This is a genomic window from Paenibacillus oceani (assembly GCF_014705615.1).
Lineage (GTDB): Bacteria > Bacillota > Bacilli > Paenibacillales > NBRC-103111 > Paenibacillus_AB > Paenibacillus_AB oceani.
Window position 1 is genome coordinate 324,788 of sequence record NZ_JACXJA010000001.1, and the last position, 14,828, is coordinate 339,615.

A 14,828-nucleotide genomic window follows, 5' to 3' on the forward strand; every position below is an offset into this window, starting at 1 on the left:
ATTGTGGAACCACTTAAAAACTTGCTGGAGGTCTACGACTCCAACATGCGCCCCAATGAAAAGCTCGAAGCCGCCATTCGTTGGCATTCCCCATTAGAGCAGCCTTTTCAAATTTCGGGGTTGGCCTGGTTTCACCAGGAGCGAAAATACCGCAGATTGCCGACCTTGCCGGCCGGAGCCGTTCCTGGGGCCGTAGATCATCTGGCCAATCACACCGCAGGAGGGCAAATCCGGTTTCAAACGGATTCCACTTCCTTATCCGTCCGTGTGAAGCTGAAGGGCAAAGCCAATATGGTCCATATGCCCGCTACCGGACAATGCGGCGTCGATTGTTATGTGGGCGCTCCGGACGTATTCGGTCCTTTGCGGTACGGCAATACGACCAAGTATAACGTTACGCTTACGGAATACGAATGCGCGCTGTTTACCGGTTGGGGGAACGCGATGCGGAATATCGTGCTTAACCTGCCCTTGTATCAAGGGGTAGAGGAGATCTCGGTCGGTTTGGATGAGCACGCTGCAGTGCTTGCTCCTCCCGGTTACGTTTCCGGGAAAAAGGTGGTCATCTACGGGACGTCGATCACGCAAGGAGGCTGCGCCTCCCGGCCGGGCATGGCGTACACGAACATTTTGAGCCGCAGAATTCCTCTGGAGTTTATCAATCTCGGGTTCTCGGGCAGCGGCAAAGGAGAACCGGAGGTTGCCGAGATCGTATCGCAGATTAACGACCCGGCCTGCCTGGTTGTCGATTATGAAGGCAATTGCGTGAGCACCGAGCTTTTCCGCGAGACTCTTCCGGAATTTATCCGAATTTATAGAGCGGCTCATCCTCTGACGCCCATCCTGGTCGTATCGCGAATTCGGTATGCACGCGAAGATTTGACGCCTCACTTGGTCGAGATGCGGATGGAACGTAAACATTTTGAGCAGACGCTCGTGAACGAGCTGCGGGAGAAAGGCGATTTGAACCTCTATTTCTTCGACGGCTCCCATTCGCTGGGCGGGGAAGATTATTATGAATGTACGGTGGACGGCTCGCATCCGAACGATCTCGGTTTCCTGCGGATGGCTGATGCGATAGAGCCTGTACTGAAAACATTGCTGTTGTAATCTCAATAGGCGGTATCCATCCGGCTGCGAGTATAAACGTTGAACATACACAGTAGGGATAATTCGCAAAATGAGTGCTTACGATGTAGAGATCGGCAAATTAATCAGCGGAAGGCGGGACTTGGAAGGCAGCGGGACCTACTTCCTCTGCACCCCCGATCAGAGAATCGTTGAGATTGATTCGTGCAGCCGGACCGACGGGATCGTGGGATTTGGGCAGCCTGTGACTGACACCGAAAAACCAAACGGCCTTATCCCCAAGTGGAGAAAGGCCGTTTCACTTTACTGTTATGGAAGTGTTATCTGACAGGCTCCAGTTCGCTGCCCAGACCAAGCGTCCGCGCCGTCGAAGTATGAATTTTGCCGATCAGCTCCGGTTTTTTGAGCAAGGACACGCCGTACGAAGGAATCATTTCTTTTAGTTTCGGCTCCCACGATTTGACGTGCTGCGGGAAGCATTTCTCAATGACTTCCAGCATAACCGATACAGCTGTAGAAGCGCCTGGGGAAGCGCCGAGCAAGGCGGCGATCGATCCGTCAGCGGCACTGACCACTTCCGTACCGAATTGCAGCGTTCCTTTACCGCCGGCTACCGTATCTTTGATCACTTGCACGCGTTGACCCGCCACCAGCAGATCCCAATCCTCGCTTTTGGCGTTCGGGATAAATTCGCGCAGCTCTTCCATGCGCTTTTCTTTGGACAACATCACCTGCTGAATCAGGTATTTGGTCAGCGAAAGGTTTTTGGCACCGGCCGCCAGCATCGTGACGACGTTATTCGGTTTGACCGAACCGATCAAGTCGAACATGGAACCGGTTTTTAAGAACTTGGGCGAGAACCCGGCAAACGGTCCGAAGAGCAGCGATTTTTTATTATCGATAAATCGGGTGTCCAGATGCGGTACCGACATGGGAGGGGCGCCCACTTTAGCTTTTCCGTACACTTTGGCATGATGCTGGGCCACAACGTCCGGATTCGTACAGGCCATAAACAGTCCGCTGATCGGGAATCCTCCGATATGTTTCCCTTCGGGGATACCGGATTTTTGCAGTAACGGGAGGCTGCCTCCCCCGCCGCCGACAAAGACGAATTTGGCCGTATGACGTTCGACTTTCCCGCTGCCGTCCCGTACTTTCAATTCCCAAGAGCCGTCTCCGGCACGTTTAATATCATCTACGTGGTGGTTGTAATGGATATCGACCTTTTTCTTCTTTAAATAATCAAACAACAACCGCGTTAAAGCGCCAAAGTTCACGTCCGTGCCAGTTTCGATCCGGGTAGCCGCGATCGGTTCGTTCAGGGGCCGTTCTTGCATGATAAGCGGAATCCATTCCGCCAATTTTTGCGGGTCCTCGGAGTATTCCATTCCTTGGAACAGCGGATTGCTGATCATCGCTTCAAATCGCTTTTTCAGAAATGCTACGTTTTGTTCGCCTTGCACCATACTCATATGAGGGATGGGCATAATAAAATCGTTCGGATTGCGGATCAGGTTGCTGCTTACCAGGTACGACCAGAACTGCATCGAAACTTGAAACTGCTCGTTCACCTTGATCGCTTTGCTAATATCTATGGAACCGTCCGGTTTCTCGGAGGTGTAGTTCAGCTCGCACAGTGCGGCATGCCCCGTCCCCGCATTGTTCCATTCGTTGGAGCTTTCCTCTCCGGGGCTGGCCAGCTTCTCAAACACTGAAATTTTCCAGTCCGGCACCAGTTCCTTCAGCAGCGCCCCCAAAGTCGCACTCATGACTCCGGCACCAATTAAGATAACGTCTGATTTCGTTTGTCTGTTACTCATGTTTACCGTCCTTACACGCTGATATTTGAAAAGGAAGGATGCAGGCGCTCCCGTGCACGCTCACAGCAAGACAGGAGTGCGACCTGGTCACACACCTTTTCTGGATCATTTCTGATCTTTAGCGTATCGCATGATTAGTAGAATAATATATATACTATTATATGATAGTTGTATGGTATTTAAAAGACGTTAAATCAAGTGAAGATATGCTGTTGTAGTGAAGAAGTGGGAAACTGTCCACAAAAGCCTAGATCGCCTGGCTTCAAAAGGCGTTCGAACCGCCCAACCGGCTCCGCACGCCCTATAAAATAATCATACGTTCGGCACCTCTTCCGCGTTCATGGCAAACGGAAGAATTCCATATGTAAAAAAGGCACCCGTTCGGGGTGCCTTCGTGATAGTCGCGGGTGCGACCGGTACTGGATTTGTCCTCAACTGCTCCATTTTTGATAACCAAGCTGGAGTAGACTCTCTTGGATGGCCTGATCTGCCTTCGTCTTGGCTGTTGCAAACTCCACCATAGATAAAGAGCTGGGCAGCTTTTGACGGATAAACGAATCGAAGTCGATGGCGGTTTTGAATAGCCGGAGCTTGCGCAGCTTAGGCAGACGCTCGATTCCCGTCAAGTGAGTCAAGCCTTTGCAGTTTACGGCGGTGAGCTCCTCCAGCGCCTCCATCTCCCGGTCGAAATGGAGTTCCCGCAGCTGGATCTGATCCTCGATCACCAGCCGGTCCAGCGATTGGAAATCTGTTATGTTGGTCAGGTCGTGTAAACCGCGGACTCGGCAAATCTCCAAATCTTCGATCTGATTGTTTTTTATTTCCTGAATGTGTTCCCGGCCTCCAAGCAATACGCGAAGGTTCTTCAGCTTGTCCAGCCGGTTTATAAAATGCAGCGGCAGTTTGCTGATCATATGCAGGGCGAGATAATTCAAATTCCCCAAATAACCGATCGCATCGAGATGTTTGACCTTGCCTCCCACATGCAGCTGTTCCAGATGCGAGAATTCATTTAAGTATTGCAGGTTGAGCACCTTTTTCTCTGAAATCACGGATAAATCCCGTAGAGACCGCAGGGTGTCCATTCCGAGAATATCCGAATTTTCCAGCTCGTATATGCCCAGGTTCAAACTGGTTAAGTGATGCAGCTTGCCCAAGGCTTGCGTGTTATGCGCCTGGACGAGACAATTGAGGTGCAGCATCTTGACATGAGGAATGCGCAAGAGCGTATCGCAATCCAGCGATAGGGAGCGATGGCCGTAGAAGCGTACACCAAAGTTTTCATCCCAGCGCGCGCAGAGCTCATCCACTTCCTCCAAGATGGAGCCGTAATACTCCGGATGAGAAAACTGGACGATCACCTGGTTGCCGCCGCGCAAGTCCTGCTCAATCTGAACCGGGTCCAGTGCAGCAGGATCGTTGATCAAAATCCTCCTTTTCCATATCTTACGCATGCATAACCCCTCCCACTTCCTGTTAATAACTATATAAGTTGAACTAAATATCATCCATGAATAAGCTGAATATAGTGGAGAAAAGAAATTAGCTTGAAAGCGAGTTTTGGCTTTGAGTGTCAACCGTCCGAAGGCCAATCCAATCCGAGACACTCAAAACAAGATGTCTGAAGCTTCAAGCAATTTTTTTCGCAATGAAATGGACTTCAAACAATAGTTCAACTTATATAGTATGTATGGTATATCCATGAATTCTTGATGACACACCTGTCTTCTATGCAATCCATCGTCTGCTTCACGTTACTTAAACTCAAGTGTAGCTTAGTAGCGCGGCCGAAGGAATAGTGGAAAAAGCCCAGTTTTACGTAAAAAGGCACCCTTTCGGATGCCCTCGCTCTTGTCCATATGCACTACTCGCCTTTCAAAAACCCCGGCTGCAAGAAGCTCGGATTCGGGTATTTGTAAAATCCTTCGCCGGTTGCCCGTCCCAGCTTGCCTTGATCGATATAATCCGATTTCAATAGCTGCGCTATTTTCACGAACTCCGGGTTGCCGGTTGCCGACGCTTTAGCTTGTCCGATATGGTAGGCCGTATTAATCCCCACCACATCCAAAATCGCAAAAGGTCCGAGCGGCGCTCCCGTTGCAACCATCCATGTCTTATCGATCGTTTCGACATCGGCGACCTCCTTCACCAGGAGCAGTTGGGCGGCTTCCAGGAGCGGCACCAATAACGAATTCAAGATATAGCCGGGCTGTTCTTTGTGCAAAGGCAGCGCAACCATACCAATCGCCTTCGCGAATGCGATCACATCCTCGAACACTTTCGGATCTGTGCCCGGATGCTTCATAATTTCGGCCGTATTGTTCTTCCATATTTCATTGGCGAAGTGCAGCGCCAGAAATTGCTTTGGCCGCCCCGTCGCCTCCGCGAATTGGCTGGGCAGCAAGGTGGAAGAGTTTGTCGCGAAGTTGGTTTTGGCGGGAGCTGCTTCTCCCAACTCCTTATAAAAATCGGTTTTGAGCTGGACCACTTCAGGAATGGCTTCAATTACGAGATCTGCCTCCGCGACTGCTTCCGCTAGATCGGTGTAGAACGACATGCGCTGATAAGCCTCCGCAACGTCTTTCTCCGTCGCCCCGAGATCTTCCTGGTAGCGCGGCTTCAAAGCCTCGATTCTATCCTGAGCCCGCGCCAGTGCTTCATCGCTGATGTCGTAGACGGACACCTTGAATCCTTTGAAGGCAATCTGGAACGCGATCTGACTCCCCAGGACGCCGCTCCCGGCAACGGTAATGTGCGTATAGTGCATCGATATCCTCCCTCAAACTTGTTGTATTCGTCTAAGTTTCCCAACTTGAGGTTAACCGATACGTCCCTGTATCCCCCCCTCTAACCTCCGGTTATTCCCCCTAGCGATTCAACTACTATCGCTTAGCTTCTCGCGGATAGAACTGCCCGAACCCATCTTCGCGAAAAAGGCTGCAGCTCGTCTCTATGTACGCATATAGAGTGAACGGATTCATTGTGAAAATGCCGACCGCTAACACCGCGAACGCCGCGATTCCGATCGCCCACCCTGTAAACTTACGTTTTGTTGTCTTTTCCATTTGCAGCAGCCGCTCCTTTTGATGATTTTCATGTTTTTGTTTGGGAGTTTCCTTTTCCATCTCCAGCATCAGCTTTCGATACGTTGCCTCTTTAAAATCCTCGCTCGTTTTCACGTGGAACATTGCAGATTTATAAGCAGATTTCTTCATCCTCCAGACCTCCGATCTTCTCCCTTAAGAGTAAACGACCTCTGGCAAGCCATGTTCCTACCGTCGCCGACTTGGCTTGCATAATAGCTGCAATTTCCTGGATCGAGTATCCTTCGTAATCGTGCAGATGAATCGGGATTCGATATTTCTTGTCCAAAGCCAGCACCGCCTGCAGAACCTCGTTTTCTTCCTTTGGCAGGTAACTCAGGTCTTCGGGGACAGGGTTTCTGCTCTTGAACCATCCGGCCTTTAGCATATTTTTACTTTTACTAATCGTTGTTCGGATCAGCCAAGCTTTTTCATGCTCGCTGTTTCAAATACAGGGCGCTTTTGTAAGTAGGCGAGGAATACTTCCTGCGTCACTTCTTCGGCATCCGCTATGTTTTTCAAGTATGCAAAAGCAATCTTGATCAAGCTTTGCGAATATAGATCCAAGGCCCGCCGCACAGATTCATTGAGCTCATATGAATTGTACACCTCAGTACCCCCTTTCCCTTTTAATACAACTGAGAACCCCGTTATTTTTAACTCGTGCTCCATTTTTTTAGCTCATCTGTATGAACCCGACATGGCTACAGACGCAATACAGCAAGCAAATGACTGCAATTTCCGGATATGAAAAATCGCCCAATTCAGTGGAACGCCCTCCGGTTTGCGCCCCAAATACAAAGAAGACACGCCTGAATAGACGTGTCTTCTTGCATGGTTTCCGCGTTTGATAATGACTAGAGGATCGACATTCCTGGACGGATTCGGAACCCTATTTACAGAACTAAATGTTCGCTTCGGTAAGCAGCTCGCCAAGCCGGTCCAAGTTCTGTTCGTTGCCCTCCATGCAGTACGGCTTGGCTTGTTCAAACTCCTCCGTGTCTTTGAACAGTTGGCGGAAGGTGACCCTGGTGCGGCCCTCCAGGTCCTCGAAAATCGCCGTTACCCGAAATTGGTGGCCCGACAGATGATCAAGCACGACTCGCTCCGGCGGCACGAGCTCGACAAAAACGCAACGGTTAGGGTATTCCGCTCCATCCGGTCCATGCATCGTGAATAGCCACTCGCCTCCCGGTTTAATATCGATCTCGTGAAACGTATTAGTGAACCCTCGCGGTCCCCACCATCGGGCTAGCAACTCGGGGCTTGTCCATGCCCGATAGACAAGCTCCCGGGGGACATCGAACACACGCGTGGAAACGAGCTCATTAATGCCGGCTGCCGTCATGCATATCCCTCCCCTTCCACGATCTTCCCTAGTCCGTCCAGCATAAGGCCGGTGCCGTGCTCCCGGATCTCCGGCGTATCATGTCCGTCCAGGAACGCGCCCTGCTCCGTGAAAATCAGCTTCGTCCCGTCCTCTACCGGGATAAGTTCAATCGTTGCGATCGAAACGGAGATACGAACGCCGCCTGTATCCAGCGTGTATGTATAAACGATGCGCTGCTCCGGAACGAGCTCCAGATAGCTCGCTTCGAAAACAAAGATCGGCCCTTCCGGCGGCCCGCCGCTGCTGTACTCCCGTCCGCCGACCCGAAAGTCGAAGATGTCCGGCTTGGAAAACCATTTGGATTTCGTATCCGGGTCGGCCCAAGCGTGATACACCCGCTCCGGCGACGCGGCATAAGTCCGCTCGACTACGAAGGTCGCATGCTTAACGAATCGTTCGTTCATGAATGATCCTCCTCAGGTTGTATTCTTTCGTCCTCCTTGGCCAGAAAGTCTCCCAGCAGGTCCAGCTGCCGCTCCAAATTCCTTTGCCGCTCCAGGACAGGCTTCTCAAACTCTATTTTCATCGCCTGAAGCAGGCTGGTGAAATGCTCTACCGTTAAAGGCCGCTTCCCCTGCAAAAGCTTGGATACATATCCGAGCTGCTCCAACAGTTTCTGCTGCAGCCGGATCTGCTCTCGGATTCGGCCGATCTGCAGATTAACGATCTCCAGCGGACTGATCTGTCCGCCGGCCATTACCGACTTAACCTCCTCCAAAGACAAGCCCAGCTCCTTGAGTGATAAGATCTGCTGCAAGCGCGACAAGTCGGCCTCGTTATACAGCCTATGGCCGGATTCGGTCTGGCCGGATGGAGAGAACAAACCGATCTGATCATAATAACGCAAAGTTCGTATAGTAAGACCTGTCAGCCTGGCGAGATCCCCCACCTTCCAAATTGTCTTCATAATCATCCTCTCTTTGGCGCTAGCTATGTACCGGTAATCCCATTATAAAACGTTACGTAACGTAAGGTGCAAGCAAAATCGCGACGCTGCTTGGATTTGTCAGGATCGGATAAAAGCAAGCCGGTCTGCACTACAACAAAAAGGTACCCCTAAGAGGTACCTTTTCCATGTGTAACTTGCTCCGCTGACATGCGCAAATCCAGTACGGTATTAAACCGTCCCCGCCTTTTTGGGCTTGTTGCTGGGTGCAAACCACCCAAGAAGGGCGATCGCCACCAAGACCACATAGAAGATGCTAGTCCACAACGTGCTATGAGGAAAATGATGCTCCAGAACTCCGATATCCTCATGTGCAAGCGTGATTACGGCAAGCTTGACTCCAACCCAAGCAACGATGGCATAAGCGGTTGTCTCAAGCGCCGGTCGCTGACTAAGCAGCTTCACAAACCAGGTAGCTGCATATTTGATTAAGATTAAGCCGGCAATCCCCCCAAGCACCACTACGGCAAATTTGCCGCCGTCCATACCGCCGAAATCGCCAAGCGGCGAGTCTGGCAGCCCCAGCGCAAGCGCCACCGCAGCAAGAATGGAGTCAATTGCAAAAGCAAGGTCGGCCAACGCAATTTTCCCTACGGTAGGCCAAAAGCCTTTTCCTGCGGCTTCTTTCTTCAGGTCCTTCTGTATATTTTCATTTTGCTTGCCGAAGCGCGCTTTGATGATGTGCTTTAAACCCAGGTATAACAGATAGGCCGCGCCAATCGCCTGCACCTGCCAAACATTTGCGATAAAGGAAATAGCAAAAAGTGCGGCAAACCGAAAAACAAAGGCCATGATAATTCCATAGTTGATCGCTCGTTTCTTCTGGTCATCCGGTAAATGCTTGGCAATGACCGCCAGCACGAGTGCATTGTCAGCCGACAGCAATCCTTCCAGACCGATCAGGATAAGTAAGGCCCACGCATATTCCAACCATAATGACTCCAACTTGAATTCCTCCTCAAGATCCTTGGTAAGATCCTCTGCCAATATGTAGATAATGTTTACTTGCCCAGCAATAGATATACGTAATGAACCGCCGATAGGATTCAAACTTTTCACAATTGCCCAAAGTAAAAGGCTTTTATCGCTTGGGGGTTTCCAAGAATAAAGCCTTTGAATGGGGCAATACCGAACGCATCTTGAGCGGGAACCGCGCTATGTTCAAATAAAGTAGGAATCTACAAACTCAATTAAGCCGTCGTTCCATGCATATTAGTTGCTTTGGGGCCTCTTTAAAATTTCATGGGAGAACGCCTCGAACGAGTCGGCAATCACCTCTTGATAACTCATACCGGAGTGATATTTAAAGATTTGGCCGGGGATGCCGTTTTTCCCCGGATCTAGATCGAGAATCATAACCTTGAGCTGCAACAGTTTATTTCTTTACCTAATTCGATTTCTCCGGATAAAAAAATATGATTTGGATATATTGAAAACATTCCAATTCGTTCATTTAATAAAGGCTAGTTCGAACAGAAGGAAGGTAATGAGCGCATGTGGACCGAAACCGTGAAGGATCTCCTGCTGATCGCGGGAAGAATCGTGACGATTTACCCCCTTATGCTGATTGTCGGGCTATTCATGGGCAAACGTTCACTCGGTGAACTGCCTGTATTCGATTTTCTGGTCATCCTCACCTTGGGGTCCGTCGTCGGCGCCGATATAGCCGAACCAGATGTTAATCATATTCATATCGGAGTAGCCATCGTATTGATCAGCTTGCTGCAGCGGGTTGTCTCCCTATGGGCTATAAAATCAAGGAAATTCGGAAAGCTCATCTCGTTCGAACCTACAATCGTGATTCATCAAGGAAACCTGCTGGTCAATAATCTGAAGAAGGTCCGTTATTCGATCGATAACATCCTCCAGATGTTACGCGAGAAGGACGTGTTTCACCTCCCTGATGTCGAGCTCGCCATTTTGGAGGCGAACGGGAAATTAACCGTGTACAAGAACGGCCCGAAATCAGCGCCGACTCTCGGGGATTTGGGGCTGGCCAAACGTCAGAGCGATTTTTCCTATCCATTAATCGTCGAAGGCACCTTATACCCGGAGACGCTTTGTTATATCAAGAAAGACGCTCACTGGCTGGAGTCTCAATTGCAGGCGAAAGGGGTTCGCCAGGACGATATCTTCTATGCATCCGTGGACGACAATGGCATCCTCTACATATCCGATAAAGCTTTCGCGAACCCTCCGCCTATTCGGCACTAAGAAACAAAAAGTGCGGTTCAGCCTTGCAGGGCCATCGGCGAATATTACATAAGGAGCAGCCGCAGCATGCTTCTTGATTGAGATTCTTCTGTTTTTGGCAAGAACCAGATCGAATCAATCACTTCTCAATAACCTCCCAGTCCAGTTCGGCAGATGAATCCGCTACTAACTGGAGGAGCGCAGACTCAACCAGCTCAAAGCTAACGATGTACTTCTGAGGAAATTCACAGGCTTGACCCCTACTGTCAATTCGACAAACTCCTCCTCGTCCTCCGGGGAGCCGAGAAGGTTGTGAATCGCCGTGCTTGTCTCCACGGTAACGATGAACTCGCGACTGCCGCCGCCGATCATGATCATGCTCTCCCTGCACTGAATCGTCACCTGACTGCGGGTGAAACCGTCCATCCGTCGGATGACGTCCAGGCATGTCTCAAGCGACGCATGAGAATGCTCGATGGTGTCCGCTATGGCTCCTCTCCGCTGCTCCTCATAAATGGTGATCACCGGTTAACCCTCCTTTCCGCCTTTCCGAAGCTTTCAAGATAGTCCGTCCATTCAGTAATCACGCGCGGCATCGAACCAGCGCTGAGCCATCTCCTCGGGTATAGGCTCGCCAATCAAGTGATTCGACTGGCTGAGCTGCCATACCGCTTCACCAAGGTCTTCCCGTTCGGTAGTTTCGATGCCCTTGAGCGTATTGAAGCGCACGGTGAAAGCGGTAATGGCCGCCTCGGCATCGGCCAAGCTGCGGGCTTGGGCCAAGGCTTCCTGGGCAGCGTTGTAAGCTTCGCTAGCCAGCTTGGCCAGACGTTTGGGCCAGGACGCGAACGGTCGGCCGAACTCGGTCGGCCACCACTCCGGCTTCCGCAATTGGCTCACAGAAGCATGTCCGGTCCACGGGCGGGTTTTAGCGCGGGTTTTCATTTGCTGCCTCAGGCGCTTGCCTGTAAGCTCTTCCACATTGTAAGCGATAAATCGGTCAAGCAGCGGCCACGTATCCAAGGGCGGCAGCTCCCCCAGATCAGGCATGAAGCGCATCTCCAGATTCGTTAACCGGGTTTGACGAGCCAACCGATCCAGGTCGCAGAAGTTTCCCCACAAACTCAGGGACTCCAGATTGGGGAACCGGTCCAGACACTCCAGCGAGATCGGCTGACCCATTGGCGCGTTCTGGAGCGTCAGATTCGTCACCTGGTGCAGCTCACCCAGGCCGGGCAGCACGAAAGGAGCATCCTCCTTACGCCGGCCGGTGCGCGGCGCCAGCGTCAGGGAATAGGGCAGATCACCGGCAGCCGAGAAGCGGGATAAATCGCCGGATACGCTCAAACGGAAATTTTCAAAGTTTTGCCGTTTCGGAAGCTTCAAGTTCAGATGTCCCCCGGAAGCATCCAGTTCGATATGCAAGCCATGCAATTTGGACTTACTGGCGTCCGCCACCGTGTCTGCAGACAGGATCGGAGCCCACGTCATCTCTTCAATGGGACGTACCTGCGCCCAGTTCAGGAAGCTTGCGTCACTGCCTGTATAGTACAGGAGTCGCGGCCAGGGCGAGCCCGCCGGCGTGGCAAAAGCATCAAACACAGTCCAATCGATCCGCGCATCAGGCGCAACGTGGAGGTCTGCCTTTTTGCCCAGATGCGGCGGCCCCATGGATAGACTGCCCACACCGGGCTGTAAGACAAGAGTGTGACTGCGAGGACCTGTCAGGTCAATGGGATAACGACCCACTTCTCTAACAGATCCAGCAGGGGGACGAGCTTGGTTATCTTTTGGCATTTCAATCATCCTTTCTTCTGAACCCTATCGAGTCATGCCGGCAATTCTGCTAAATAAAAAAACACCGCTTCGCTTTGTAACGCGAGGGTGCCGAAGTCACACGCTGCCACACAGATTAGGTATCCTCCCTATGGTAAAGCAACCATTCGACCGGAAACAACTGCCAAATGGACTAATGTTCGCGGTTTAAGAAAAACACAAGGTGCAGATGAATCAGGATTTAGCGAATCCGGAGTCTGGGACACGTATCCGGCACGATCTGGAGTTGCTGGATGAGATCATCCAGAAAGGCTTCAAAACGCTTAGCCTGAATGACGCTGTGATCCAGCGTATGGAGGATGTAACATAGGATTATTATGAATCGATTGGCCTGGGTGAAGCGTATGCGCAGCAAGTGGCAAGAGAGGCAATGGAAGATCATGCGTGACGTGAAGGAGAACGCGTATTTTTGTCTAAACACTCATTGATTACTTCATTGGGAGCTTTTCTACGAATCAATGCGTTGAGCTCGCCAAGCGAGCTTTTTGATCTGATCCGTTACTATGACCCCGTGAAAAACCAGTCCGCCGGGCAACGACACTTCGTACCCTCGACCTTCTCCCGGCTTGCTTGATAAAACGAACAGGGCCGTGGCTAAGTCGGATGACCTCACTTTGGTTCATTGACTTAAGTCAATGAACCAAACCTCCGTTGCAGGTTACAATAGGAAACATTAAGGGGGCAATGAAATTGATCAAACCTACACATTACCAAAACCTTCAACACACATCGGCGATCGTCGCAGGCGTTTCCTTGTTCATCATGTCCATTGCAGCAGCGTTCTCTTATGGTTATGTTCACACTTCGCTGATCGTCAATGACGACGCTTTGATGACACTGACAAACATCCAGCAATCAGGCTCGCGGTTTGCGTTCGGGATTCTAGGCTGGCTAGTGATTATCCTCACGGATCTACTTGTATCATGGGCTTTTTATGTATATTTAAAGCCTATACATCATGAATACTCCTTACTGGCTGGTTGGCTTCGTCTAATTTATACGGCCATCCTCGCAATTGCCGTCTCACATCTTGTCGTTGCCGGCCGTATCGCACGAGCAGGAACTTCCCCGTTCAACGAGTCAATCAACGGAATGGCCTCTCAATCGATGTTATCCATTAAAGCCTTCGAATCCATCTGGTCATTAGGATTGATCCTGTTCGGACTGCACCTGCTGGCCATCGGTTTCATCGCTCTATCGTCTCGGCATATTCCCAAATACGTCAGCATCATGATTGCGATCGCAGGCTTCAGTTACGTGATCGTCCATGTGATGGACAATTTTTTCCCCCAACTTGAACCTATCGCATCATCGCTGGAAACCCTCCTAAGCATCCCCATGATCATAGGTGAATTAGGTTTCGGTATCTGGCTTTTGATAAAAGGAAGAAAACTGTCTCTGTCGACCGATAAACAGCCTTAAGGCTGTTTATTCAAAACGTCGCTTGATGCGGCTGAGCGATTCGGGCGTGATTCCCAGGTAACTGGCCAATTGATATTGCGGTACTCTGTTGATCAGATCGGGTCTATTTTTCAATAGGGACTTATAACGCTCTTCCGGCGTGGCGGCAATAAAAGCGGCAAATTCATCGCGCGCCTCTCCCAGATTTTCTTCGATCATTTTGAGGATCATTTTCTCCAGTCCGAAATGCATGTCATACATGGCTTGTTGCTTGGATAGATCGCCGACAACCAGAACGCAGTCTTCCACACAACCAAGGGAATATTTGGATGCTTTATCGCCGGCATGTTGGTTGAAAATCGTGACTCCCTGCTCTTCCGTAAAAAATTGAAAGGTTGACTCCTTGCCGTTCTCATCCGAAGCATACTGCCGAACGCAGCCTTGTAAAACAAAGTAGCATTTGTCGGGGATCTCGCCTTGGCGCAACAAGATCGTTCCTTTCTTGAAAGCAGCCATAGGGATCTCTTCTACGATCCTCTCAAGTTCTGCATCACTAAGATCGGTAAAACGCTTTGCGTATTGGATGAGAATATTTTTCATTCCAATCTCTCCATTGAATTGATAATTTCAGCATTTGAACCTCTCATGACTAAAGAAACGAGATTCTTGGGTAGTCCCTTCTAACGAAGAGAAGTTCAGCAAGCTAACCCTGTCGTTCCGACAGTTCGTGTAAGGATTACACAGCAAGAAGTCTTTTGCCTTCGGCAAGAATATTCAGGCTTGCGTTAAAGTCTCGGTCGTGATGCGCTCCACATTCCGGGCAGTCCCATTCACGCAGCTTCAAATCTTTTACATCTTTGTGCTTATAGCTACAGCAGGAGCATAATTGCGAAGATGCGAATGTTGGGCCTACAGCCACTACGATGCGGCCATACCACTTCGCTTTGTACTCTAGCATGGAGCGAAACATCGACCAGGATACCTCGCTAATGGCCTTGGCTAACTTACGATTCTTGACCATATTGGCTACCTGTAAATCTTCAATCGCAATGATGTCGTGGTTTTTGACA

17 protein-coding genes and 1 pseudogene are annotated in these 14,828 nt (G+C 50.5%); 4 read left to right on the plus strand and 14 right to left on the minus strand.

The window, feature by feature from the left end; translation table 11 throughout:
- Positions 1 to 3 precede the first annotated feature (3 nt).
- On the plus strand, positions 4 to 1,110 hold the full coding sequence (locus IDH45_RS01435) for an SGNH/GDSL hydrolase family protein (RefSeq protein WP_317891118.1): 1,107 nt from the start codon (positions 4 to 6) through the stop codon (positions 1,108 to 1,110).
- Between the two features lie 299 nt (positions 1,111 to 1,409).
- Here IDH45_RS01435 and IDH45_RS01440 read toward each other — a convergent pair.
- From IDH45_RS01440 to IDH45_RS01480, 10 genes and pseudogenes are all read right to left on the minus strand, one after another.
- A pseudogene (locus IDH45_RS01440) lies at positions 1,410 to 2,927 on the minus strand (malate:quinone oxidoreductase); the annotation flags it as partial.
- 413 nt (positions 2,928 to 3,340) lie between these two features.
- On the minus strand, positions 3,341 to 4,363 hold the full coding sequence (locus IDH45_RS01445) for a leucine-rich repeat domain-containing protein (RefSeq protein ID WP_190923939.1): 1,023 nt from the start codon (positions 4,361 to 4,363) through the stop codon (positions 3,341 to 3,343).
- Positions 4,364 to 4,773: 410 nt separating this feature from the next.
- The gene (locus IDH45_RS01450) at positions 4,774 to 5,676 is read right to left on the minus strand and encodes a 3-hydroxyacyl-CoA dehydrogenase (RefSeq protein WP_190923941.1); all 903 of its coding nucleotides are present in this window, start codon (positions 5,674 to 5,676) and stop codon (positions 4,774 to 4,776) included.
- 115 nt (positions 5,677 to 5,791) lie between these two features.
- The gene (locus IDH45_RS01455) at positions 5,792 to 6,124 is read right to left on the minus strand and encodes a hypothetical protein (RefSeq protein ID WP_190923942.1); all 333 of its coding nucleotides are present in this window, start codon (positions 6,122 to 6,124) and stop codon (positions 5,792 to 5,794) included.
- Positions 6,105 to 6,281, minus strand: a complete 177-nt coding sequence (locus tag IDH45_RS34570; protein WP_263364754.1) for an RNA polymerase sigma factor — start codon at positions 6,279 to 6,281, stop codon at positions 6,105 to 6,107. Before IDH45_RS34570 ends, IDH45_RS01455 begins: the two co-directional genes overlap by 20 nt.
- 128 nt (positions 6,282 to 6,409) lie before the next feature.
- Positions 6,410 to 6,664: an RNA polymerase sigma factor gene (locus IDH45_RS33800; protein WP_223836280.1), complete on the minus strand. Its 255-nt coding sequence runs from the start codon at positions 6,662 to 6,664 to the stop codon at positions 6,410 to 6,412.
- A gap of 232 nt (positions 6,665 to 6,896) precedes the next feature.
- The gene (locus IDH45_RS01465) at positions 6,897 to 7,340 is read right to left on the minus strand and encodes an SRPBCC family protein (RefSeq protein WP_190923944.1); all 444 of its coding nucleotides are present in this window, start codon (positions 7,338 to 7,340) and stop codon (positions 6,897 to 6,899) included.
- A complete protein-coding gene (locus IDH45_RS01470; protein WP_190923946.1) occupies positions 7,337 to 7,786 on the minus strand; it encodes an SRPBCC family protein in 450 nt (149 codons plus the stop codon). The genes IDH45_RS01465 and IDH45_RS01470 overlap by 4 nt, the downstream gene beginning before the upstream one ends.
- Entirely contained in the window at positions 7,783 to 8,289 is a 507-nt protein-coding gene (locus IDH45_RS01475; protein ID WP_190923948.1) for a MerR family transcriptional regulator, read from the minus strand. The genes IDH45_RS01470 and IDH45_RS01475 overlap by 4 nt, the downstream gene beginning before the upstream one ends.
- 210 nt (positions 8,290 to 8,499) lie before the next feature.
- Positions 8,500 to 9,273 (minus strand): TerC family protein, encoded by a 774-nt coding sequence (locus IDH45_RS01480; RefSeq protein WP_190923950.1) that lies wholly within the window; start codon positions 9,271 to 9,273, stop codon positions 8,500 to 8,502.
- A 549-nt stretch (positions 9,274 to 9,822) separates the two neighbouring features.
- On the opposite strand from IDH45_RS01480, the gene IDH45_RS01485 reads away from it, so the two are divergent.
- A complete protein-coding gene (locus IDH45_RS01485; protein WP_190923952.1) occupies positions 9,823 to 10,542 on the plus strand; it encodes a DUF421 domain-containing protein in 720 nt (239 codons plus the stop codon).
- A gap of 165 nt (positions 10,543 to 10,707) precedes the next feature.
- Here the strand turns inward: IDH45_RS01485 and IDH45_RS01490 are convergent, their stop codons facing one another.
- Together IDH45_RS01490 and IDH45_RS01495 are read right to left on the minus strand one after the other, a co-directional pair.
- On the minus strand, positions 10,708 to 11,046 hold the full coding sequence (locus IDH45_RS01490; RefSeq protein ID WP_190923954.1) for a hypothetical protein: 339 nt from the start codon (positions 11,044 to 11,046) through the stop codon (positions 10,708 to 10,710).
- Between the two features lie 51 nt (positions 11,047 to 11,097).
- Positions 11,098 to 12,318 carry a hypothetical protein gene (locus IDH45_RS01495; protein ID WP_190924005.1) on the minus strand — a complete coding sequence of 407 codons (1,221 nt, stop codon included), beginning with the start codon at positions 12,316 to 12,318 and terminating at the stop codon, positions 11,098 to 11,100.
- Positions 12,319 to 12,526: 208 nt separating this feature from the next.
- Here IDH45_RS01495 and IDH45_RS01500 point away from each other — a divergent pair, with 208 nt between their 5' ends.
- Together IDH45_RS01500 and IDH45_RS01505 are read left to right on the plus strand one after the other, a co-directional pair.
- Entirely contained in the window at positions 12,527 to 12,667 is a 141-nt protein-coding gene (locus IDH45_RS01500) for a hypothetical protein (RefSeq protein WP_190923956.1), read from the plus strand.
- Between the two features lie 380 nt (positions 12,668 to 13,047).
- Positions 13,048 to 13,779, plus strand: coding sequence for a DUF4386 domain-containing protein (locus IDH45_RS01505; RefSeq protein ID WP_223836281.1), 732 nt, complete (start codon positions 13,048 to 13,050; stop codon positions 13,777 to 13,779).
- Between the two features lie 6 nt (positions 13,780 to 13,785).
- Here IDH45_RS01505 and IDH45_RS01510 read toward each other — a convergent pair whose 3' ends face one another.
- Complete coding sequence (locus tag IDH45_RS01510; RefSeq protein WP_190923960.1) at positions 13,786 to 14,358, minus strand: Crp/Fnr family transcriptional regulator; 573 nt, start codon at positions 14,356 to 14,358, stop codon at positions 13,786 to 13,788.
- A gap of 136 nt (positions 14,359 to 14,494) precedes the next feature.
- Positions 14,495 to 14,828: RNA-guided endonuclease TnpB family protein (locus IDH45_RS01515; protein WP_190923962.1), on the minus strand; the 334-nt coding region annotated here is incomplete at its 5' end.